This is a genomic window from Paenibacillus sp. J22FR21 (genome assembly GCF_056269135.1).
Genome location: NZ_JBWDNJ010000006.1, coordinates 257,941 through 277,968 on the forward strand (window position 1 = coordinate 257,941; position 20,028 = coordinate 277,968).

Here is a 20,028-nt window from a genome sequence, read left to right on the forward strand (position 1 = left end):
CCCTATTTATGTTATACGCGATGAATCCAGAAACGCTTGACGACATTGCCATGCGCTTCCGTGAAGCTCGATTCGAATCGCCCGCCATTTCGCAGAATCGTGCGTTCCGAGCCGATATTATCCTGATCGCAAATGACGAGGACTTCACGTATGCCGAGAGCATCCGTCTTCTCGAGTGACAAGGCGAGGAGCCGCGACGCGTAACCCTTGCGACGTTCGGACGGAATAATGCCATAGCCAATATGACCGCCGCTCTCAAGCAGCTTCTGATTCAGCCGGTGGCGGATATTAGCTGCGCCGACTACATGACCTGTATCGTCCAACAGCCAGTAGGTAGAATGCGGGACCCAAGCCTCGGGCGTATTCTCTTCCTTACAGGCCTCGTTCAATTCGCTCACGTATGCCGTGAAATCACTCGGATCTAGGCTCACCACCCAAGGAACAATATCTTCCCCGCTCTCGATCCACTCCTGATAGAATGCCAAATATGCCTCTTCCAGATCAACTGACGGCTTCACCAATTGCACCATTCGTTTTCTCACTCCCTATAGAAAAAGAAGCAAGGCACCGACAAAATATCGTCATATGCCTTGCTTCATCTGTTCATCACGAGTAAATCTTAACGCGACCCTTTACGCTGCGGACGACCGCCCGAGCCTTGTTTTCCGCCGCCGCTGCTGCGACCGCCTTTGAAGCCGCCGCCTGCAGATGGTTTGCCGCCCGAAGACGGTCTGCCGCCAGCGCGGGCGCGATTCTTATCGCCGCCCCCGTTCGGGAATTGCGGTGCTCCTGCTCCGCGGCTGCCGAATTCGCCGCCACGGCCGGTTCCGCCGCGCTGCGGGGCATCCCCGCGCGAAGCTGCTGCGCCGCTCCACTCGCTGCGCGGTGCCGATGCGCCGCGGGATTCGCCGCGCGGCGCGGAAGCGCCTCGGCTATCGCGCGCTGCCGAGGCTCCGCGGCCACCGCCGCCGAACTCGCTGCGCCCAGCCGACGCTCCGCGCCCGCGCGACGAGTCGCCGCCGCGTCCGCCGCTGCGCTCAACTGCGCCAGCGCTGCCGAATTCACCGCGCGGCGCTGATGCTCCGCGTCCACGCGCTGCGTTGCCGCCGCGTCCGCCGCTGCGCTCAGCTGCGCCAGCGCCGCCGAATTCACCGCGTCCGCCTTCTTCGCGGGACGGCGTGCTGTAGCGCCCGCGTCCTGCCGGCGCCGCGCCATCGCGCGGGCCTGCTCCGCCGCGTCCGCGCGGTGCTTCTGCTCTTGCCGCGCCCCATTGCGGCGCCTCTTCAGCACCGCCGCTGCGCACGCCTGCTCCGCGCGATTCGCCGCGCTTCGCTGCTCCACCGTAAGCGCCGCCGCCTGAGCCTGCTTTGCGGCTATCGATGTTGCCGCCGAAGCCGGATCTGCTCTTACGGCCCTCCTGGCCGGAACGGCCGCCCTTCGGCGCCCACTTGCCGGATGCCGATTGGCCCGACGTTCCGCCTCTGCGACCGGAACCGCCGGATTTGCGCTCGCCGCCTTGGCGATCCGGAGTATCCTCCATTATCGAAGTGCGAATCGGTGCGCCGCTGCGGTTCTTCTCGCGCGGAATCGGCTGATTGATGCCTTTCTCGATGGCAGCAAGCTCAAGACGATCATGCGGAGATACAAGCGTAATCGCAAGACCGTCTTCGCCTGCACGGCCCGTACGGCCGATGCGGTGAATGTAGCTCTCTGCATTCTCCGGGATGTCGAAGTTGAATACATGGGTAATGCCTTCAACATCGAGGCCGCGTGCCGCAACATCCGTCGCAACCAGCAAATGAATCTTCGCATCGCGGAACTTTTTCATAACCTGCTCGCGTTTCGATTGCGTGAGATCGCCATGCAGCTCGTCGCTGTTAAAGCCATTCTCTTGCAGGAATTCGTTCAGCGCGCTGGCCCGCTTCTTCGTACGGACGAAAATAACCCCCAAATAAGGGTTGTACTCGCCCAGAAGACGCTGCAGCTGCTCCATCTTGTCTTTCGCGCCGACTTCAACCGTCAGCTGGCGAATCGCCTTCAACGTCACTTGCGGTGCGCGCACCGTGATGTCCTTCGGTTCGATCATGAACCGCTGCGCCAGCGAGCGTACGCCGCCCGGCATCGTAGCCGAGAACAGCATCGTCTGCTTGCGGTAAGGCATCTGGCTCAAAATTTCCTCAACTTCTGTCAGGAAGCCCATGTGCAGCATTTGATCAGCCTCGTCAAGCACGAGCATTTTGACCGAACCCAGCTTCACTGTGCCTCTGCGAATATGATCAAGCAGCCTGCCCGGCGTAGCTACAACAATGTGAACCGCACGCTGAAGCTTCCGCAGCTGCGATTCCACATCTTGTCCGCCATAAACAGCCAGCACGCTGAATTCGTCCTTCGTCGCAAGCCGCTTCTTCAGCTCTGTCGTAATTTGCAGCGCAAGCTCACGCGTCGGCGTAAGGATGAGACCCTGCAAATCTTCGCGCTCCGGTCTGATTTTCTCCAGCATCGGAAGCAGGAACGCGAGCGTTTTGCCCGTACCTGTCTGTGCCTGACAGATTACGTCGCTGCCCTGCATAATAACGGGTATTGCGCCTTCTTGAATCGGTGTCGCTTCATGAATACCTTCATTGCGCAGCGATTGCGACCGTTCCTTGGCAATACCTAATTGTTCAAAACCTGCCAATACATCCACCTCATTTAGTTATTAAAGCCTTCCCGTTCGAAAACCGGCATTTCTATCGTACCACATTACGGACATGCTCATGTACCGATTCTTCCCATTCCCAGTAAAAATGTCGCTTCCCAACCATTTTTCTCCACTGTTTATCCTTATTTTGTCCGTATCGTACGCCCGCCAACCTATCCTTTACGACTCATAAGGAGCCTTTTGAACAAAATAGTTCGGTTTCAGCTCGATGTCCTCATATCGGTTGTGAAAAGTGGCCGTAGTCGCAGGAGACAGCGGCGGAATCAACCAAGACCAACGTCCGGTCGGCGTTCGGCCGCTGCGCTGTTCCTTCTCTGTAAACAGAGAAAATTGCTTGCTCGCGGTATGGTGATCGACGATTGTCACGCCTTGCGCCTTATAGGAGTGAAGCACCGCAATGTTCAGCTCAACGAGTGCCCGGTCGCGCCATAGCGTAATCTCTCTGCTTGTGTCCAAACCCATTATTGTGCCTACTGCCGGCAGCATGTTATATCGGAACGGATCGGCGAGATTGCGTGCTCCGATTTCGGTGCCCATATACCAGCCATTGAACGGAGCCGCCGTATAATGGAGACCGCCGATTTCAAGACGCATGTTCGAAACGAAGGGAACGGCGTACCATTTTAGCTGCAGCTCTTCGAAATTCGGAAAGTCCGGGTGGGTTAGCGGCACCTCGAGAACGATATCGGTTGGAATATCGAACCACTCCGGCGACTGCGAGCCGATCTGGATCACGAGCGGTAGCACGTCAAAAGCAGTTCCTGCCCCTTTCCAGCCCATTTCCATGCAACGTTGGGTGAATTGAAGTGATATCGGATCGCCTAGAATCGCGCCATCTTCCTGGTTGTAGCCGGCATATCGAATCAACTGTTCGTTCCAGATTCGAATACGAGGCGAGTCGGCGTCTGTGCATGGAGCGAAAACGGTGATAGAGGGTAATATTTTCCCCCTGCCTGTGGCATATTCAATATGGCGAAACACCGCTTTGGCGATATCAGCCGCGTCGGTCGCTCCCCGCGCATCCTGTACGTTTAATGAGTCCCAAAACAGTCTGCCGATGCACCGATTGCTGTTACGCCATGCCAGCTTAGCCCCATAGGCAAGCTCTTCTAGGGTATGTGTATACGTTCCGGTAGCAGCGATTTCCGCTGTAATTTCCGTTATTCGTGCCGTTGTCGCCTGTTCAGCAATTGCTAGTTCACTGCCAAACTGTCTGATATATGCCTCAGCCTCCTGAAGCAACTCTGCATGATTGATAATCATCTGTTGACTCTGCATAACTTCTCCCTGCCTGCCCGATGGTTAGTTGTCTCTATTATAACGGATTTGCATGACGCATTCCCATTTCCCAGCTTGTGGGAGGATTTTCACTTTCAAAATGTAAGTGACAGGGGTATACTGAGGCTGAACCTAACGTTGGATTCTCACTTTAATAGATGAAGGAGTGGATATGTTGAATCGATTAGCAGAACCTTTTGCGTTGAAGGGCCTCTCTCTCAAAAACCGTGTCGTGATGGCGCCGATGTGCCAATATTCCGTAGACGCGAAGGACGGTACGCCAAACGAGTGGCATTATATCCATTATGTGACTCGCGCTGTTGGCGGTACAGGGCTTATTATCATGGAAATGACCGATATCGAGCCGGATGGGCGCATCACCGAGCGCTGCCTCGGCCTATGGTCGGATGAGCAGATTCCGGCTTATCGCCGGATTATTTCGGAAGTTCATCGTCAAGGTGCGAAGATCGGCATTCAAATTGCCCATGCCGGCCGTAAGGCCGAGGAAACAGCAGAACTGGTTGCGCCTTCCGCTATCGCATTCAGCGATGCTTACCGTACGCCGCGTGCACTGACGACTAATGAAGTGAAGGCCATGGTCGTGAAGTTTAGGGAGGCGGCGCGCCGCGCGGTAGAAGCCGGTGTCGATACGATCGAGCTTCACGCCGCTCACGGCTATTTGATCCACCAATTCCAATCGCCGGTGACGAACCGACGCGAGGATGAATACGGACAGGACCGCCCGTTGTTCGGCGTGGAAGTCATTCAAGCGGTCAAAAGCGTCATGCCCGCTGATATGCCCTTAATCGTTCGGATTTCCGCAGCCGAGTTCTCGGAGGGCGGTTATAAGGTAGAGGAGGGCATTGAGATTTTCCGGCGGTATCAAGAGGCCGGCACTGATATCTTCCACGTCTCGAGCGGTGGCGAAGCTCCGGTTACCGGCGCTAATCGCCCTGCGATTTATGCCGGTTATCAAGTGCCGCTTGCTCGCGCAGTGAAAGATGCGCTTGCGGTGCCGGTCATCGCCGTCGGCTTGCTCGATGAGCCGAAGGTGGCGAACACCACCATCGCGCATGGTAACGCGGATCTCGTGGCCGTTGCTCGCGGTATGCTGCGCGACCCGTATTGGGCGCTGCATGCGATTCAAGCGGTAGCCGCGAAGGGCTCCAGCGAGGCTGAGGCGTTTCTTCCGCGTCAGTACCAGCGCGGCTATTAAGGCGGACTGGTTGGTATGAAAATGATAAGCAAGCAGAATGCCGAGCATTATGTGTGGGGCGATGTATGCGACGGCTGGCATTTGGTCAAGAATGACCCGCTCAGCATCATCCACGAGCGGATGCCCGCCGGTGCCAGCGAGGTGCGACACTACCATCAGCAGTCGCGGCAGTTTTTCTTCATGCTGTCCGGGACGGCGACGCTCGAGGTCGACGGCGTGCCCGTCGTGCTTGCACCTCAGGAAGGGGTCGAGGTGCCGCCGCTGACCCCTCATCAGATGCTCGGCTCCACCACCGAACCGGTGGAGTTCCTCGTTATTTCGTCGCCGACAACGCGGGGTGACCGCGTGACGGTCTAGATCGTTGTGAAAAAAGCTGAAAAGGCGCACATTTGCGCCTTCTCAGCTTATTTTGTGTTTTTGGGGTTAGTTGTGACGGCGGGGTACACCGCTCCAAACTAGCTCTCTCTGCGCAGTAAGCGGCGTACCCGCTTACCGCGCTACCCGCTCAGCGCATTCCGCACCGCGAGAATATACTTCGCTTGATCAAGCGGGTTGACGCCGCGCCGCTCACGTGACACGTCAACGTCCGGCGGGCATTCGCGGTAGCCGGCGAAGAAGGTCGTGAGCGTGCCGCGCCCTTTGGTCATGGAGCCCAGGCGCGCCGGGAAGTCGAGCGTGGTCGCGACGGGCAGCGTGCCCTCAAGCTCCATTCGCTCTTGGCGCACGATTGGCGCGTCGAATTCGCCGCGCATCAGGACAAGCTCGTTCATGAGCTTGCCGCCGTACTCCTCCGGCACGGAGAGCCGAAAACGAAGCAAGGGCTCCAGCAGCTTCGTTCCCGTGTTCGCAAGGCCGTTCATCATGCCCATAGGCGTCGCAATGACGAAGTCGAGCGGATGCGTGTGCCACACATGATGCTCGCCCTCAATCAGCGTGACGCGCAGGTCCGTCACTTCCCAGCCGCGCAATCCCTGCTGGAGCGCCTCCGGCACCCGCCTCGCAACCTCATTCTGATAACTCTCCAACAATCGTTCGCCCCGAACGAGCGACTTATAGACGAGCCCGCTTCCCCGCTCACCCGGTTCAATCGTAAAACGCAGGATCGCCCAGCAAGGCTTCGGCATCAAATACGCGACATACCCTTCGCCAACCGAAGCAGGCGTTTCTTTATAGATGACCGATGGCGCGCCGAAGCTGACTTCGAGCTTAAATCGGCTCAGCAAGATGGAGGTCAGCACCTCCATCTGAATCGGCCCCATGACCTTTAAATGCAGCTCCCGCTCATCCTGCAGCCACTGCAAATCGAGCAGCGGATCCTCATCCGCCAGTTCCTGAAACGCCGCTACGACAGCCGGATACTCCGCCTCGTTCTTCCACTCCACCTGCACGGTGAGCAGCGGCACCGCAAGCCGTTTCTCTCCCGGCACTCCCTCAGGCGCGCCGATGACATCGCCGATTCGCGCGCGGCTCCATCCATATACAGCCGCAATATCGCCAGCCTTCAGGATGCCGATATCTTCCGTCTTCTGCCCCGTCACACGCCGAATTTGTGTCACTTTATCCTGCATGTCCCGGCTGTAATTAAGCACCGTGTCGCGGTTGCGGATGACCCCTTCGAAGAGGCGGACATACGAGATTTTGCCCATTACAGGATCCCGTTCCATCTTGAAAATCACACCCGATACCGGTGCCTCCTCCGACCCGCTCGGAGCCGGTAAGTACGTCAGAACCGCATCCATCAGCTCCTTCACGCCAATCCCGCGGTTCGATGCTCCGAACAGAACCGGAAACAGCGTGCTGCGATGCACGCCTTCGACAAGCACTTGCCCAAGCAGCGCATCATCCACCGCCTGTCCATCCAAATAAGCTTCCAGCAGCGATTCATCCTGCTCAGCAACTGTCTCCACCAACATGCGCCGGTACGGCTCCGCCCACGGTTGCTCACCAATCACCTGCTCATCCAACAACACCGGCACAGCTCCCGTAAACTCCGCTTCCGCCCCAATAGGCGCTGCTATAGGCACCACCTGACGCGATAACAATCGCTGCAGCTGAGCCAATACAGCCAGAGCATCCGCTCCCACGCGATCCATTTTGTTCACATAAATAACCGTCGGAATCGACAGATCGCGCAGCGCCTGCCAGATCACTTCCGTCTGCGCCTGCACGCCTTCAACCGCCGATACGATCAGTACGGCACCGTCCATGACACGAAGCGACCGTTCCACCTCTGACAGAAAATCGACATGGCCTGGCGTATCCACAAGATTAATCGGCGTATCTTTCCACGTAAACCTCGTCACTGCGGCACGCACCGAGATGCCCCGCTCCCGCTCCACATCCAGCCAATCCGTCTGCGTTGTCCCTGTATCCACGCTGCCCAGCGCGCGAATATGCCCGCTCTGATAGAGCATCTGCTCGGTCGTGGTCGTTTTGCCTGCATCGACATGAGCAAATATGCCAACATTACGCATCTTCGCACCCATAGCTCCCTAATCTCCCCCTGCTGTCAGCTCTTATCGTCGTAATATACATGATCGGCCGCCACTAAAGCGCCGCCTTCTATTGTAAATATCCCAAACGAATACTGCTTCTGCCTGCGTTTATCTGTCGGCGAGCCCGGATTAAACAGCAGCACGCCGCTTCGCTCCCGAACTAGCGGAACATGAGAATGCCCAAACACGATTACGTCCACGCTGCCCTGCTCGAAGGACCGAAACGCATTCGTCTCCGTATCCTCGCGCTTGCCTGCGCCTAGATGACCATGCACTAAGCCGACACGAAGTCCGCTTATATCGAGCACCTTGCGGTGACCGAATTTGGCGATGATCTCATCTCCGTCATTGTTGCCTGCCACACCCTCCGTCCGAGCATACGCACGCAGCATATCCCATACCGATAACGTCATCCAATCTCCCGCATGCAGAATCGCATCTGCATCCTGAAGCTCCTGTATCAGCCGATCCGGCAGCTTCTTGGCCATCCGTGTCATGTGCGTATCCGATACAACGACTACTTTCATGTCCTCCACTCACCTCTTCACGCTGGCATGGTATTGCATAACACTGCCTGTGTCTTCCACCATGATCCTATTACCTTCATTATTGTGCAAAAGCACCCTCTATTCAACAATAAACAATTTTATCCCTGTAATCTAACACGAATGTGCCGCACATGAAATATTTTGATCCAAACCCCACCAATTCCCATAAAAAACTGTCATTCACCCCTTGTTTCGTGTTAGATTATATTACATATAGAGCAATTGTTTTGCTCATAGTCGGGTTAGGAAAAGGAGAGAATGCTATGTTCAACATTAGGCGTTATTCCACCGCAGACCATGACGACATCTGGCGGCTTCATCTTCTTGTTATTTCCGCAGCAGGCGTAGAACCGACTCATCAGCATTATCATGATATTTTTCATATCGACGAGCAATATCTGGAGAGCGGCGGCGATTTTCTTGTCGGAACAGGTCAGAATGGTATCGTAGTAGCGATGGGCGGACTGAAAAAGCTCGACGACGATACCGCTGAAATCAAACGACTGCGTGTTCACCCTAACTTTCAGCAGCGCGGCTATGGTCAGATGATGCTGACGAAATTAGAACAACGGGCAAAGGAGCTCGGCTTCCGCCACATTTATTTGGACGCCCTGACCAACCAGCTAGGCGCCAAAAGGTTGTTCCTTACTAACGGCTACGCGCATCGAGGCGCTTCCGTCATCGACGGTTTCTGGATCAATGTGTACGAGAAATCGCTCACCGAAGCCAAATAAATAAGAAAAATCATAAAATCGCTCAAACCGCTAGGCTTATCTCATCGTTACCTCCTAATAGAACGACTATTTTGAGGAGGAAGATCGATGAATAAAGCAAGAAGGTTTGGGCTGTTTTTGCTGACATTAACCGTATGTCTGGCCATGCTTCTCCCCGTTCTTAATGCATCAGCAGCGGAGAGCTCGCCAGCGGTTACAACAGATGCGGCCACAGCCGCTAAGCTTGGCCTGCTGTTAGGTGACGGCGACGGGGTTTCTTCCTCCTATCTCAGCAAGACGTCCACCCGCCTCCAGGCCGCTATTATTTCGTTACGTCTTCAAGGAAAACTAGCAGAAGCTCAAGCTTTCACAGAAAGCGGCAACTTTAAAGACGCTTCTCTCGTAAGTAAAAGCAATCAAGCTATTCTGGCCTATTTGAACGCTCACGCAGAGCTCGGCTGGAACGGTACAGGCAACGGTAATTTCAACCCCCTTGTTTCCATCACCGCGCAGCAGTTCTATAAAGTGCTGCTAGAAGCGCTGGGCTACAAATCCGGCACCGCTTTCCAATACAGCGCTACCTTCACGTTCGCGAAAAGCAAAGGGCTGAAGAACATCTCCGGCGCATCCGAGCTGACCAATGCCGATATCGCCACAGCACTTGTCGAAGCGTTGAACGCGTCGAACGCGAAGGGCGCTACCTTGTTCGCTCAACTGCAGCAGGCGAACGTAATTGCCGCTTCTGCCGTGCTGCCGGCAGGCGAGCACATCGGACTTGGAACCACAGACAAGCTCGGCTCCTACTTAACCGACAGCAAAGGACGTACACTCTACTACTTCACGAAGGACGCTGCCAACTTAGAGTCCTGTCAAGCCGACTGCCTGAAAGCATGGCCGATTTACCATGCAGATCAGCTGCAAATTCCTTCATCCCTAAACGCAGCCGATTTCGGCATGTACATGCGTGCTGACGGCTCCATGCAAACGACGTATAAAGGCTGGCCGCTTTACTATTTTGCCAAAGATATGGCTGCCGGTGATGTGTTTGGTGAGGCTGTCGGCGGCGTATGGTTCGTTGCCAAATCGGATTACTCCGCTATGCTGGGCACGTCCACAAAGCTCGGCAACTACTTAACCGATGCGAACGGGCGCACCTTGTACTATTTTGACAAAGACACAGCCGGAAGCAGCGTTTGTGAAGGTACTTGCTTGGCCAACTGGCCGGCTTATCTGGCTGCAGGTACCAAGGCGCCTACCGGTATTGCAAGCTCTGATTTCGGCGTCATTACGCGCACGGATGGCAGTAAACAATCTACGTACAAAGGCTTCCCGCTTTATTATTTTGTCAAAGACTTGGCTCATGGCGATGTTAACGGACAGGGCCTGAACAACGTTTGGTATGTCATTGATCCCGTTGCTTTCAAAGGTACAACTGCCAGTGCAGAAGTCAAAACCTATCACGTAGATATCAAAGAATATTCCTTCGGCACCGGTCCGCTGACCGTGGAAGCCGGCTCCAAAATCATCTTCACTAACTTCGACGATATGAAACACAATGCGGTTGCAGTTGACGGCAGCTTCGACACCCCATTATTGGCAAAAGGCGAATCGTTTACCATTACGATCAGCAAGCCGGGTACGTACGATTATTTCTGCGAGCCCCACAAGAAGTTCATGACCGGCCAAATTATCGTGAAATGAGTGACTTCGAATGCAGAGGAAAACGAGGAGTAACCGAGTAGGAGCGGCGTGGAACAAAGGATATCTGTTGGTCGCCTTAGGCTTGCTGCTTTGTCTGTCGGTGTCCGCATGCAGCAGCAATAACAATTCTGCCGCTACAGAGAATCATGTCAATCACAGCGAAATGGCGATGAATGACGCAGCAGACTCGCCCGACTCCGGCGAGGACACCTCCGTCAATACCTCAGCAGACGACGGTTCAGCAGCACAGCCAGCTCCTGCGACTGACGATACGCAGGCAGACGACAAGGGCGGTAACACTACAACGGATGACGACGGGACTGCCACGGCAACGGAGCCTAAGACAGACGATTCTAAGACTGCGGCGAAGCCGGATGACGACAAGACAGATCCTAAGCCGGCAGCCGATGATAAAGGCGGCACGAAGGGCGATTCCAACGATGATGCTCATCATGATGATTCGAAGACCACGGCGCCTGCCCCCAAGCCTTCGACGAAGCCCGCAACGAAACCGGCTGCGAAGCCTGAGACGAAGCCGGATGAAGGCACAACAAAGCCCGATAAACCGGCAGCGGGTGAGGGTGATTCCAAAGCCGAAGTGAAGAACAAAACCTATGTAGTCGAGATTAAGGAGTTTGCTTTCACTGTAAGCAGTCTGACCATCCGCCCGGGCGATACCGTGAAATTCATCAATCGGGATAAGGTTAAGCACACTGCCACAGCGGACGATGGCAGCTTCGATACCGGCCTCTTCGGTCTCGATGAAGAAAAGTCCGTTACCTTCGATACCGAAGGGGAATTCTCTTACTACTGCTCGCCTCATCCGGCTATGCAGGCAACCATTATCGTAGCAGCGAAATAATCTTAACGGACAACGTTTCATAGGGTAGCCGCGGCTTTAGCGGTTACCCTCTCTGTTGTTACAATGGTACACTGGTCTTAATTATCGACGTCTGTTCTGGAGGCTTGCCGGTATGCACAATCTTGCTGATCATGAATTGATGCTGCTCATCAAAGCCAAGCAGCACAAGGCGCTGTCCGTTCTATACGATCGCTACGCGGCACTTGTGTATTCGTTTGCGCTGAAGTCGCTAAAGGATGAGCAGTCGGCCCGCGACATTACGCAGTCCGTCTACATGCGGCTGTGGACGACCGAGTCGGACTACAACCCGGACAAAGGCCGTTTCACCAGCTGGCTGTTAACCGTGACGCGAAATATGACAACGGACTGGCTGCGCAAGCAGCGGCGCATTAATGCTCCGCTTCTTCCCTATGTGCCGGAGGAGCTTGAGCGTATTCCTGATGCCGCCGTCACTTCCCCTGAGGAGAGTGCAGAGCGCCAATCACTCAAAGCGCAAATTCGCAGCGCCTATCGCCATCTATCCTCGCAGCAAATTATGCTGCTGGAGCATTTCTACTGGCAGGGATACAGCTTAAGCGAGCTCGCTGCCGCCTATAATCAACCGCTCGGTACCGTGAAGAATCGATTGCATCAAACGCTCAAAATATTACGCAGACATTTGCCGGCAGAAGAGGAGGGATTGTGATGGAGAAGAAAGATACAACGCCTGCATCCCCATGCGAGCTATGTCTGGAATACGTCTCCGGCGCATGCAACGAAGAAGAATCGCTCGCTTTCGAGCTTCATCTCCCTCACTGCGACGCCTGTCAGAAGGAGCTGCTGGAATTGCGCACAGCCTGGGAAGCACTGCCCGTCGATATCGAATGGATCGAGCCCCCTCAAGATCTGAAGCAGCAAGTGATGAATGCCGCGCTTGCCGCTCGTCCGGAAGACATTCTTCCCGACCCTGCAGGCAGTCAAATCGCACAATGGCGGCCAAGAAAACCCAGAAGTCGCTTAGTCAAGCTCAAGCTGCTCCCCGGTCTGCTCGCCGCTTCCATTGCAGGAATCGCGCTGCTGTCCGTGTGGAACATCCAGCTGCGGCACGAGCAGCGAATCGCACCGCTTCCGGTAGAGCAAGCGCTTCACGTATCCGCCGCTCAAATCAACGAGCTTGTTCCGCTGAAGGCACAAGGCCCGCTCGCAGGGAAGTCCTCCGGCGTTGCCTGTATAGTAGATAACGGCCAAAGCCGGCAGTTCGTCGTGTACTTGTTCGGTGCTGCGGCAACCAAAGGCGCGGAAGCCTACCAGGTCTGGCTCGTTAAAGACGGCGTCCGCACGAGTGCCGGCACATTCCGCGTCGGCCAAGCGGATCGCGGAATCGGCCTGCTCGCGATGCCTATCGCTTCAGCGAAGCTCGAGTATGACAGCATCGGCATTACCATTGAGCCCGATGATGAGGGCAATCAACCGCGCGGCACGAAGGTGTTCGGGTCCATCTGATCCTCATTCGCGCGCAGCACACGATAGTTAAGCCACTCCGGCGGCAGAAGCCGGTTATAGTGGGGCTGCAGGTAGCGGTCGTCAATCAACAGCAAGCTTCCGCGATCATGCTCCGAGCGGATGAGACGCCCGCCCGCCTGCAGTACCTTATTCATGCCGGGGTATAAGAACGCATAATCGAATCCATTGCGGTCTGTCCGGTCGAAGTAAGCCTTCATAATGTCACGTTCAAGCCCGACTTGCGGCAATCCAACCCCTACTACAACAACGCCCGTGAGCCGATTCCCGACAAGATCAATTCCTTCCGAGAAAATACCGCCCATTACGGCAAAACCAACCAGCGTTTGCCCGGAGCCTTCCTGAAAAGCAGCCAGAAACCCTTCCCGCTCCTCCTCCGTCATACCCGGCCCTTGCACCATAGTCCTCACCGAACTCGAATTTATACTTGAACCTAAACTGTCACTTGGATCAACAAGCAATTGATACTGCTCATACGCATCATTCATATAGGCATAGGACGGGAAGAAAACCAAATAATTGCCCTGCTTCTCCTGCGTCACCTTCGCTATGAGCGAGGCAATCGGAAATTTCGTCCGTTCCCGATCCTGAAAGCGGGTAGATAATGGCGCAATCGTCACTTCCAGCTGGTCCGCCGAGAAGGGGGATGGAATGACAATACTGTAGCTCCCCTCGTTCTCTCCGGCACCCAGCATATCCATGTAGTAATTCAGCGGCATAAGCGTAGCCGAGAAGAATACCATCGCACGGTATCCCTTGCTCATCACCTCAAGCAGATGCGAAGGGTCTAAACAGAACAGTTTGGTGCGCATATCCCCCCGTAAGCACTCTGTATACGCAACGAAACGCTCATCATACAGCTCCGAGATGCGCACGAAGCTTTGACTCCGAAAGTACAAGTCCAGCAGCTCCGGGTTTACGCTGCCCCCAGCCGGTGCAAGCAACTCCTTCTCCGCCGCCGCAGCAAACTGCTCCACCAGGCTCACAAGCGGCTCCGGCAGCGACTCCGTCACCTCTTGCCGCTGTTCGCCGAGTGCTTTGCGCTGCGCGATGTAGTATTGATTGACCGCTTTGGCCGCTCCGTGAACCTCGCTGTTCACCCCTTTGAACGCCCGCTGCATCTCCAGAAAGTCTGCTTTATTGAGGTCACTCGAATACATTTCTCGCGCCCGATCCACCAAATTATGCGCCTCATCAATCAGCAGCGCCGTTTGACGTTTCTGCTCCTCGAACATGCGCTTCAAGCTGACACGCGGATCAAACACATAGTTATAATCGCAAATCATCGCATCTGCCCCATACGCCGCATCCAGCGCAAATTCGAACGGGCAGACCCTGTGTTTACGCGCATATCCTTCTACCACTTCACGTGTAATAAGCGTCTCGTTCGAACGCAAATCAAGCAGCGCCTCATTAATCCGGTCGTAATATCCGTCCGCATACGGGCAATGCTCCTTCGAGCACCGGACTTCCTCTTGGAAACAAATCTTCTCCTTCGCCGTCATCGTGACCACCTGCAGATGCAGCCCCTTCGTCTGCAGCAGCGCGAATGCCTCTTCCGCCGCCGTACGCGTGATTGTCTTCGCCGTTAAATAAACGAAACGCTGCAGCAGCCCAGCCCCAATCGCTTTGACGGATGGGAAAATCGTGGAGATCGTTTTGCCGATGCCTGTCGGTGCCTTAGCAAACAATTTATGGCCCTCTGCGATGGTCTGATAGACAGCACCCGCCAGCTTCCGTTGTCCTTCCCGATAAGCCGCAAAAGGAAAAACGAGTTCCCGGATGCTGCGATTCCGAAGTTCTCGATGCCGTACCTGCTGTGCAGCGCATGCATAATAACTTCGTACCATCTCGTGAACGAACTCCGCAAGCTCCTCATAAGTAACCCGCTGCAGGAAGCGCCTCTCTTCCTCGCTCTCCACTTGTACATAGGTCAGCTGCACCGTCAGCTCCTGAAGCCCACGGTCCTTAGCGATCATATATGCGTAGCACTTAGCCTGCGCCCAATGAACAGGGTACGTATGGCCAATCTCCTCCGGCAGCCTTCCAGCGGTCGATTTAATTTCATCCACAATAAGGCCGCCATCTTCTCCCGCGATGAGCAGCCCATCACAGCGTCCATCAATGACAAAGAGAAGATCATCCATGACGATCTCCGCGCTTACATATACTTCCTTCTGGTCTTGTTCGCCATATTGCTTCTGGATGCGTTGGTGCGCCTTGGTGCCTTCCGTCATGGAGCTCAAGACATGGAAACCTGATTCGATATCTCCGCTCCGATAGGCATACTCCACCAATGCACGTACAGACAGCTGTATATGATCTCCCATGGCATCTCCTTTAGGTCAACCAAATCGAACATTTGTTCCTCAATTGTACCATCTAAACCCTTATCCGCGCAAAAAAAAGCCGTCCCGGGAAGGGACGGCTAGTTTTTTGAGCTTTTTAAAGAGTTGTTGTTGTTCAAGGCCGGAAGCATCTTCATGCTCTTGACCATAGGTGTATGATGCACGTGGCAGGAAGGAGCAACATCGAAGGCGAAGTTGTCCCGCATCCAGCTTTTACAACCTTCTGTCTCACAGCTCCAAATCGCTGTGTTCTCTTCAGGGATATCCTCTACGATTTTCTTGCGATTATACAAGGCGCATCCCTCCCGGAATTATAAAAAAACTGCCCTCAACTTTCGTTAAGGGCAGTTTGTTGTTGTTCGCTATAAAACTACAGTTTTACAACGTTTTCTGCTTGTGGTCCACGGTTGCCTTGAACAACGTTGAACTCAACGCGTTGGCCTTCGTCAAGGGACTTGAAGCCTTCGCCTACGATTGCGGAGAAGTGTACGAATACATCGTTGCCGCCTTCAACTTCGATGAAGCCGAAACCTTTCTCTGCGTTAAACCATTTAACTGTTCCTGTTTGCATTAGGAAAACCTCCAAAATTAAATTAACATGTACTTTTTATTCGTTTAGCAAATAAAAAAATCACACATTGAAAAAGGTACCATCTCGCTTTATGACAACCCTTTTCAATATGTGAATTCAGGTCTTTTCTCACTAAAATCATATTAGCATATCTGTATGCGAAAAGCAACGTGATTCCATTTCTTAACTGTTTCTTTAGGTTGTCTTCACCTGGTCACCTGCAAAGTGCAAGCTATTTCGCTTGCCCTCTGCTATTATGACCGCCACTTTCTTCTTCCATACGTAAATTTACAAAAATTTTACGAACCGATATACCGATCGTAAAGCGACTGCGCTCGATCGAGATCTTCCGTTCCCTGCACGAGCACACGTCCATCTGCGAACAGGACAAGCCGCTCCCCTTCCGGAAGCGACGCCTTGAGCAAATACGGATTCCGCTGCAGCTCGCAGGAGCGCGCAAGCTTGACAGCCATATGCTCCAAGTCAAGCGGTCGCGGGCCGCTTATTTGAACGGTCTCCCTACCGCATAACGTTACCGGCCGGCCGCCGCCATCCTTTGCCTGCAAGGACGGGAATTGCCGCAACCCGCAGGTTGGACAACTCTCTCTTGCCGGCGGCAGCTTCAAATCCATAATCTGATGCTGCCAAATCTCCAGCGACAGCAAGCCCTGCCGCTGCGCGCCGGTCGCACCGACGATAAACTTGAGCGCCTCTACCGCTTGAAGGGAAGCAATGATATCAATAATCGGCGAGATGACGCCGACGGTATCGCAGGTGTCCCCGCCGCTGTCTCCGGCACCGAGCAGGCAGCGCAGGCAAGAGGTCTGTCCGGGGATAAACACCGCCGTCATGCCATGCGAACTGACGGCACCGCCATAGATGAATGGGATTCCCCGCTTGAAGCACACATCATTGAGCAGCAGCCGGGTTTGAAAGTTATCCGTGCCGTCCAGCACGAGATCCGCACCTGCAAGCAGCTCCTCCGCATTCTCGGCAGTCACATGCGAGACGATTGCCTCCACAGCTACGTCCGCGTTAATAAGCCCAAGCTTCCGCTCTGCAGCCACCACTTTCGGCCTGACCTGCTGCACATCGTCCTCGTCGTACAGCATCTGCCGCTGCAAATTGCTGCGCTCCACATAGTCACGATCAATAATACGCAAGGTGCCGACTCCGGCTCTTGCCATATGATTCGCGATGACAGTGCCGAGCGCCCCCATGCCAACGACAACGACGGTTGCTGCCTCAATTTTCTGCTGCCCGCTCACTCCGATTGGAGGGAACAGCATTTGCCGAGAATAGCGCTCCCGGTTATTGGATTGTTCGTCAAGACTCAAGACCCATCAACCTCTCTTCTTGCAAATCAAGCCGCCCTTCATGCCGGATTGCAGCAGATCTAGGCGGCTCTCTATACCGTTTTATAAGTTATCGCAACCGCTCCGGTTACCCGCCGGAAACAGCCTGCAGCACGCGCAGCTTATCGCCTGCCGCAAGCGGGATATCAAGCCGCTCCAGCCAGGCAATGTTATCGGCATTGTAGTAGAGCAGCACATGCTTTCGCACCTCGCCCTGCTCTGTGTACAAATGTACTTTCAGCAGTGGATATTCCTCGATCAGCAGCTGCAGTGCTTCCTGAAGCGTCCCCGCTTCTAGCTCGAACGAAGATCTGCCCCTCGTGCTGTCGCTCAGCAGAAGCGGCACGGATACTTGAATACGCACGCGCATTACTCCTCTATAATCCAAGGTTTGACCGTCAGAATACGGGAGAACTGTCCGGGCAGCCTGTCCCATGTTACGCCGCGATCAGTCGAGCAGAAGATTTCACCGGATGTCGTGCCGAAATAAAGACCGTACGGATCCAGCGAATCTACGGCCATTGCGTCACGCAGCACGCTGACATGGCGCTCTTCATCAGGCATCACATCGCCGACCGGCTCCCACCGGCTCTCGCCCGGAGCCATGCCGTAAACGAGCAGCTTGCCGCCTCTCATCGAGCGCTGTTCGCTGCTCTCAAGCGGAACAAGGAACAGATCGCCTGTCGGCGAGACGCTGATCGGGAAGCCGAATGGCGCATCATCGCCTTTCAAGGTTAAGCCTTCTTCGATCGCGAACCAGTTGTCGCCGCCATCCGTTGATTTGAACACGCCGCCGTGCTCCTGCATGTAGAGCGTGTTCGAATCCATCGGATCGATTACCATTTTGTGGATGCAGTAGCCGACTTCATCCGAAGGCTGTCCCGTAGGTACGCGTGCAAGCCCATTGTTGCACGCTTTCCAAGTTTCGCCGCCGTCCTCGGAACGGAAGACGCCGACCGCTGACATGGCAACCCACATCCGATGCTTATTCGACGGATCGATAATAATCGTATGCAAGCACATGCCTCCTGCACCCGGGAACCAGTTTGGCCGGGTTGGGTGCTCCGTCAAGCCTTTCAGCTCGCGCCAATTCACGCCGCGATCATAGCTGACGAACAATCCCGCTTCCTCGGCCCCGGCATACAGCGTATCCGGCTCTGCCCCGGGTACGAGCTGCCATATTCGATTCAAGGAGAATCCGCTCTCTTGGGAGTAAGACGGGCCGTTCTCCACTTGCGTCCAGCTTTCGCCGAAATCATCCGATACGCGGATAGAAGCACCGTAAGCCGCATGCGAAGTACCGGCATAAATCCGATTGCCGTGACGGCTGTCTCCAAGCACGCTGTACACTTCCCAGCCCGGAAGAAAAGGTCCGCTCAGCTTCCATTCTTTCCGTTCCAGATCCGAGGTGTATTGAAATACCCCTTTATTCGTCCCAATTAACAAAACAACCCGTTGTCCCATTGTAGCGAATTCCTCCTTGGCATTTTGGCTGAATCCTTCTCCTTAATCTTCGATGAAGAAAGTTGAAAATCCTGCCAACAACCGAACGAGTGATCGCATTATTTTATCCCGAGTTCCTGCAGCTCTTGGTCGACGCGTTGTTTCAGCGCCTTCTTCTCCGAGTCCTCCAAGAAGGCTGCATTTACGCCATTGCGAATGATTGATGCCAGTTCCGTATCCGTAAAATCAAACTTCTCCGAAACAATGCGATATTCGCGCGTAATGTCCGTGCCCGAGACGCTCGGATTATCCGTATTCAGCGTGACGATCAGCCCTTGCTCGAAATAATCGCGGATCGGATAGACATCCCAATCTGCTACAGCCTTTGTCTGAATATTGCTGACCGGGCACATTTCAAGCGGAATGCGCTGCTCCAGCATCATTTGGAGAATGGCCGGATTCTCTCGCAGACGGACGCCGTGACCGATCCGCGACGCACCAAGGTTCTTGACGGCTTCATAGACATTCTCAGCCCCTGCCGCTTCGCCGGCGTGAATCGTGACAGGCAATGATCGCTTGTGCGCAAGCGAAAACACTTCGCGGAACAGCTCCGGCGGGTATGACGCCTCGTCCCCCGCCAAATCAACGGCGACCAGACCGCGTCCGGCATATTGGGCGGCCGCTTCAATCACTTCCAAATTTTCCTCACGGCCATGATGGCGCATGCAGATCGCAATTGCCCGGCCCTTAATGTCAAACTGCTGCTCAGCGCGCTTCATGCCCTCAATCACATGATGGATCGCTTCCTCCGGTCGGAGCCCGCGAAGTCTGTGAAGCTGCGGCGCGAATCTGACTTCGATGTAGCGGCAATTGTGCGAGGCGGCTTGCGCCAACGTTTCATACGCCACGCGTTCCAGCGCAGCGCCTGACTGCATGAACCGGGTCGTGAAACCAAACTTGCTTAAGTACTCCGGCAAACTGCGGCACTCATCGTCAACCTGCATGTAAGGAATCAGGCCTGCCGCATCGTTTACCGGCAGTTCGATACCTTCGGCTGCAGCGATATCAAGGACGGTGGCCGGCAAGAGACTTCCGTCCAGATGAACATGAAGATCTACCTTAGGTAATTGATGCCATCTATTCATACGGCTGTTCATCCCTTCTCTATGTAAATAAGTGATCATCCCGGGTGGTATCGTAACGATCTGCCGATAGTTGCTGCTAGTGTAGCCCTATGGCAGAGATTTAATAAGAAGACAGCATATTATACCGAAGAGTGGAGGAATTTGTCGATTCA

Annotated in this window: 19 protein-coding genes; 7 read left to right on the forward strand and 12 right to left on the reverse strand. The window is 54.7% G+C overall.

Annotation, left to right across the window (positions count from 1 at the left end):
• Nucleotides 1–11: 11 nt before the first annotated feature.
• The 3 genes from AC0YNS_RS22095 to AC0YNS_RS22105 form a co-directional block, all read right to left on the reverse strand.
• The gene (locus tag AC0YNS_RS22095) at nucleotides 12–530 is read right to left on the reverse strand and encodes a GNAT family N-acetyltransferase (protein WP_475783124.1); all 519 of its coding nucleotides are present in this window, start codon (nucleotides 528–530) and stop codon (nucleotides 12–14) included.
• A gap of 89 nt (nucleotides 531–619) precedes the next feature.
• Nucleotides 620–2,677 (reverse strand): DEAD/DEAH box helicase, encoded by a 2,058-nt coding sequence (locus AC0YNS_RS22100; RefSeq protein WP_475783125.1) that lies wholly within the window; start codon nucleotides 2,675–2,677, stop codon nucleotides 620–622.
• Nucleotides 2,678–2,860: 183 nt separating this feature from the next.
• Nucleotides 2,861–3,979, reverse strand: coding sequence for a nitric oxide synthase oxygenase (locus tag AC0YNS_RS22105; RefSeq protein WP_475783126.1), 1,119 nt, complete (start codon nucleotides 3,977–3,979; stop codon nucleotides 2,861–2,863).
• Nucleotides 3,980–4,151: 172 nt separating this feature from the next.
• On the opposite strand from AC0YNS_RS22105, the gene AC0YNS_RS22110 reads away from it, so the two are divergent.
• Entirely contained in the window at nucleotides 4,152–5,195 is a 1,044-nt protein-coding gene (locus AC0YNS_RS22110) for an NADH:flavin oxidoreductase/NADH oxidase (protein WP_475783127.1), read from the forward strand.
• 15 nt (nucleotides 5,196–5,210) lie between these two features.
• On the forward strand, nucleotides 5,211–5,552 hold the full coding sequence (locus tag AC0YNS_RS22115; RefSeq protein ID WP_475783128.1) for a cupin domain-containing protein: 342 nt from the start codon (nucleotides 5,211–5,213) through the stop codon (nucleotides 5,550–5,552).
• A gap of 140 nt (nucleotides 5,553–5,692) precedes the next feature.
• Here the strand turns inward: AC0YNS_RS22115 and AC0YNS_RS22120 are convergent, their stop codons facing one another.
• Complete coding sequence (locus AC0YNS_RS22120) at nucleotides 5,693–7,681, reverse strand: GTP-binding protein (protein ID WP_475783129.1); 1,989 nt, start codon at nucleotides 7,679–7,681, stop codon at nucleotides 5,693–5,695.
• Between the two features lie 23 nt (nucleotides 7,682–7,704).
• Entirely contained in the window at nucleotides 7,705–8,217 is a 513-nt protein-coding gene (locus tag AC0YNS_RS22125; protein WP_475783130.1) for a metallophosphoesterase family protein, read from the reverse strand.
• Nucleotides 8,218–8,501: 284 nt separating this feature from the next.
• On the opposite strand from AC0YNS_RS22125, the gene AC0YNS_RS22130 reads away from it, so the two are divergent.
• From AC0YNS_RS22130 to AC0YNS_RS22150, 5 genes are all read left to right on the forward strand, one after another.
• Complete coding sequence (locus AC0YNS_RS22130) at nucleotides 8,502–8,972, forward strand: GNAT family N-acetyltransferase (RefSeq protein WP_475783131.1); 471 nt, start codon at nucleotides 8,502–8,504, stop codon at nucleotides 8,970–8,972.
• A gap of 87 nt (nucleotides 8,973–9,059) precedes the next feature.
• Nucleotides 9,060–10,652, forward strand: a complete 1,593-nt coding sequence (locus tag AC0YNS_RS22135) for a plastocyanin/azurin family copper-binding protein (protein WP_475783132.1) — start codon at nucleotides 9,060–9,062, stop codon at nucleotides 10,650–10,652.
• 10 nt (nucleotides 10,653–10,662) lie between these two features.
• Complete coding sequence (locus AC0YNS_RS22140) at nucleotides 10,663–11,514, forward strand: cupredoxin domain-containing protein (RefSeq protein WP_475783133.1); 852 nt, start codon at nucleotides 10,663–10,665, stop codon at nucleotides 11,512–11,514.
• Nucleotides 11,515–11,626: 112 nt separating this feature from the next.
• Nucleotides 11,627–12,199, forward strand: coding sequence for an RNA polymerase sigma factor (locus tag AC0YNS_RS22145; protein WP_090980198.1), 573 nt, complete (start codon nucleotides 11,627–11,629; stop codon nucleotides 12,197–12,199).
• Nucleotides 12,199–12,996 (forward strand): anti-sigma factor domain-containing protein, encoded by a 798-nt coding sequence (locus tag AC0YNS_RS22150; RefSeq protein ID WP_475783134.1) that lies wholly within the window; start codon nucleotides 12,199–12,201, stop codon nucleotides 12,994–12,996. The genes AC0YNS_RS22145 and AC0YNS_RS22150 overlap by 1 nt, the downstream gene beginning before the upstream one ends.
• On the opposite strand, the gene AC0YNS_RS22155 is transcribed toward AC0YNS_RS22150, so the two are convergent.
• The 7 genes from AC0YNS_RS22155 to add form a co-directional block, all read right to left on the reverse strand.
• A complete protein-coding gene (locus AC0YNS_RS22155; protein WP_475783135.1) occupies nucleotides 12,960–15,344 on the reverse strand; it encodes a helicase C-terminal domain-containing protein in 2,385 nt (794 codons plus the stop codon). The two genes, AC0YNS_RS22150 and AC0YNS_RS22155, sit on opposite strands and share 37 nt — an antisense overlap.
• 98 nt (nucleotides 15,345–15,442) lie before the next feature.
• On the reverse strand, nucleotides 15,443–15,655 hold the full coding sequence (locus AC0YNS_RS22160; protein ID WP_090980204.1) for a cold-shock protein: 213 nt from the start codon (nucleotides 15,653–15,655) through the stop codon (nucleotides 15,443–15,445).
• A gap of 77 nt (nucleotides 15,656–15,732) precedes the next feature.
• On the reverse strand, nucleotides 15,733–15,933 hold the full coding sequence (locus AC0YNS_RS22165; RefSeq protein WP_025337122.1) for a cold-shock protein: 201 nt from the start codon (nucleotides 15,931–15,933) through the stop codon (nucleotides 15,733–15,735).
• A gap of 299 nt (nucleotides 15,934–16,232) precedes the next feature.
• The gene (locus tag AC0YNS_RS22170) at nucleotides 16,233–17,222 is read right to left on the reverse strand and encodes a ThiF family adenylyltransferase (protein ID WP_475783323.1); all 990 of its coding nucleotides are present in this window, start codon (nucleotides 17,220–17,222) and stop codon (nucleotides 16,233–16,235) included.
• Nucleotides 17,223–17,376: 154 nt separating this feature from the next.
• On the reverse strand, nucleotides 17,377–17,652 hold the full coding sequence (locus tag AC0YNS_RS22175; protein WP_475783136.1) for a MoaD/ThiS family protein: 276 nt from the start codon (nucleotides 17,650–17,652) through the stop codon (nucleotides 17,377–17,379).
• A gap of 5 nt (nucleotides 17,653–17,657) precedes the next feature.
• Entirely contained in the window at nucleotides 17,658–18,752 is a 1,095-nt protein-coding gene (locus AC0YNS_RS22180) for a WD40/YVTN/BNR-like repeat-containing protein (protein ID WP_475783137.1), read from the reverse strand.
• A gap of 98 nt (nucleotides 18,753–18,850) precedes the next feature.
• Nucleotides 18,851–19,876: an adenosine deaminase gene (gene add / locus AC0YNS_RS22185; RefSeq protein WP_475783138.1), complete on the reverse strand. Its 1,026-nt coding sequence runs from the start codon at nucleotides 19,874–19,876 to the stop codon at nucleotides 18,851–18,853.
• Between the last annotated feature and the right edge of the window lie 152 nt (nucleotides 19,877–20,028).

What these genes read in the sequence shown, in the direction of transcription:
- AC0YNS_RS22095 (WP_475783124.1), bottom strand. Translation starts at nt 530, where the DNA reads ATGGTGCAATTGGTGAAGCCGTCAGTTGATCTGGAAGAGGCATATTTG.
- AC0YNS_RS22105 (WP_475783126.1), bottom strand. Translation starts at nt 3,979, where the DNA reads ATGCAGAGTCAACAGATGATTATCAATCATGCAGAGTTGCTTCAGGAG.
- AC0YNS_RS22110 (WP_475783127.1), top strand. Translation starts at nt 4,152, where the DNA reads ATGTTGAATCGATTAGCAGAACCTTTTGCGTTGAAGGGCCTCTCTCTC.
- AC0YNS_RS22115 (WP_475783128.1), top strand. Translation starts at nt 5,211, where the DNA reads ATGAAAATGATAAGCAAGCAGAATGCCGAGCATTATGTGTGGGGCGAT.
- AC0YNS_RS22120 (WP_475783129.1), bottom strand. Translation starts at nt 7,681, where the DNA reads ATGGGTGCGAAGATGCGTAATGTTGGCATATTTGCTCATGTCGATGCA.
- AC0YNS_RS22125 (WP_475783130.1), bottom strand. Translation starts at nt 8,217, where the DNA reads ATGAAAGTAGTCGTTGTATCGGATACGCACATGACACGGATGGCCAAG.
- AC0YNS_RS22130 (WP_475783131.1), top strand. Translation starts at nt 8,502, where the DNA reads ATGTTCAACATTAGGCGTTATTCCACCGCAGACCATGACGACATCTGG.
- AC0YNS_RS22135 (WP_475783132.1), top strand. Translation starts at nt 9,060, where the DNA reads ATGAATAAAGCAAGAAGGTTTGGGCTGTTTTTGCTGACATTAACCGTA.
- AC0YNS_RS22140 (WP_475783133.1), top strand. Translation starts at nt 10,663, where the DNA reads ATGCAGAGGAAAACGAGGAGTAACCGAGTAGGAGCGGCGTGGAACAAA.
- AC0YNS_RS22145 (WP_090980198.1), top strand. Translation starts at nt 11,627, where the DNA reads ATGCACAATCTTGCTGATCATGAATTGATGCTGCTCATCAAAGCCAAG.
- AC0YNS_RS22150 (WP_475783134.1), top strand. Translation starts at nt 12,199, where the DNA reads ATGGAGAAGAAAGATACAACGCCTGCATCCCCATGCGAGCTATGTCTG.
- AC0YNS_RS22155 (WP_475783135.1), bottom strand. Translation starts at nt 15,344, where the DNA reads ATGGGAGATCATATACAGCTGTCTGTACGTGCATTGGTGGAGTATGCC.
- AC0YNS_RS22165 (WP_025337122.1), bottom strand. Translation starts at nt 15,933, where the DNA reads ATGCAAACAGGAACAGTTAAATGGTTTAACGCAGAGAAAGGTTTCGGC.
- AC0YNS_RS22170 (WP_475783323.1), bottom strand. Translation starts at nt 17,222, where the DNA reads ATGCTGTTCCCTCCAATCGGAGTGAGCGGGCAGCAGAAAATTGAGGCA.
- AC0YNS_RS22180 (WP_475783137.1), bottom strand. Translation starts at nt 18,752, where the DNA reads ATGGGACAACGGGTTGTTTTGTTAATTGGGACGAATAAAGGGGTATTT.
- add (WP_475783138.1), bottom strand. Translation starts at nt 19,876, where the DNA reads ATGAATAGATGGCATCAATTACCTAAGGTAGATCTTCATGTTCATCTG.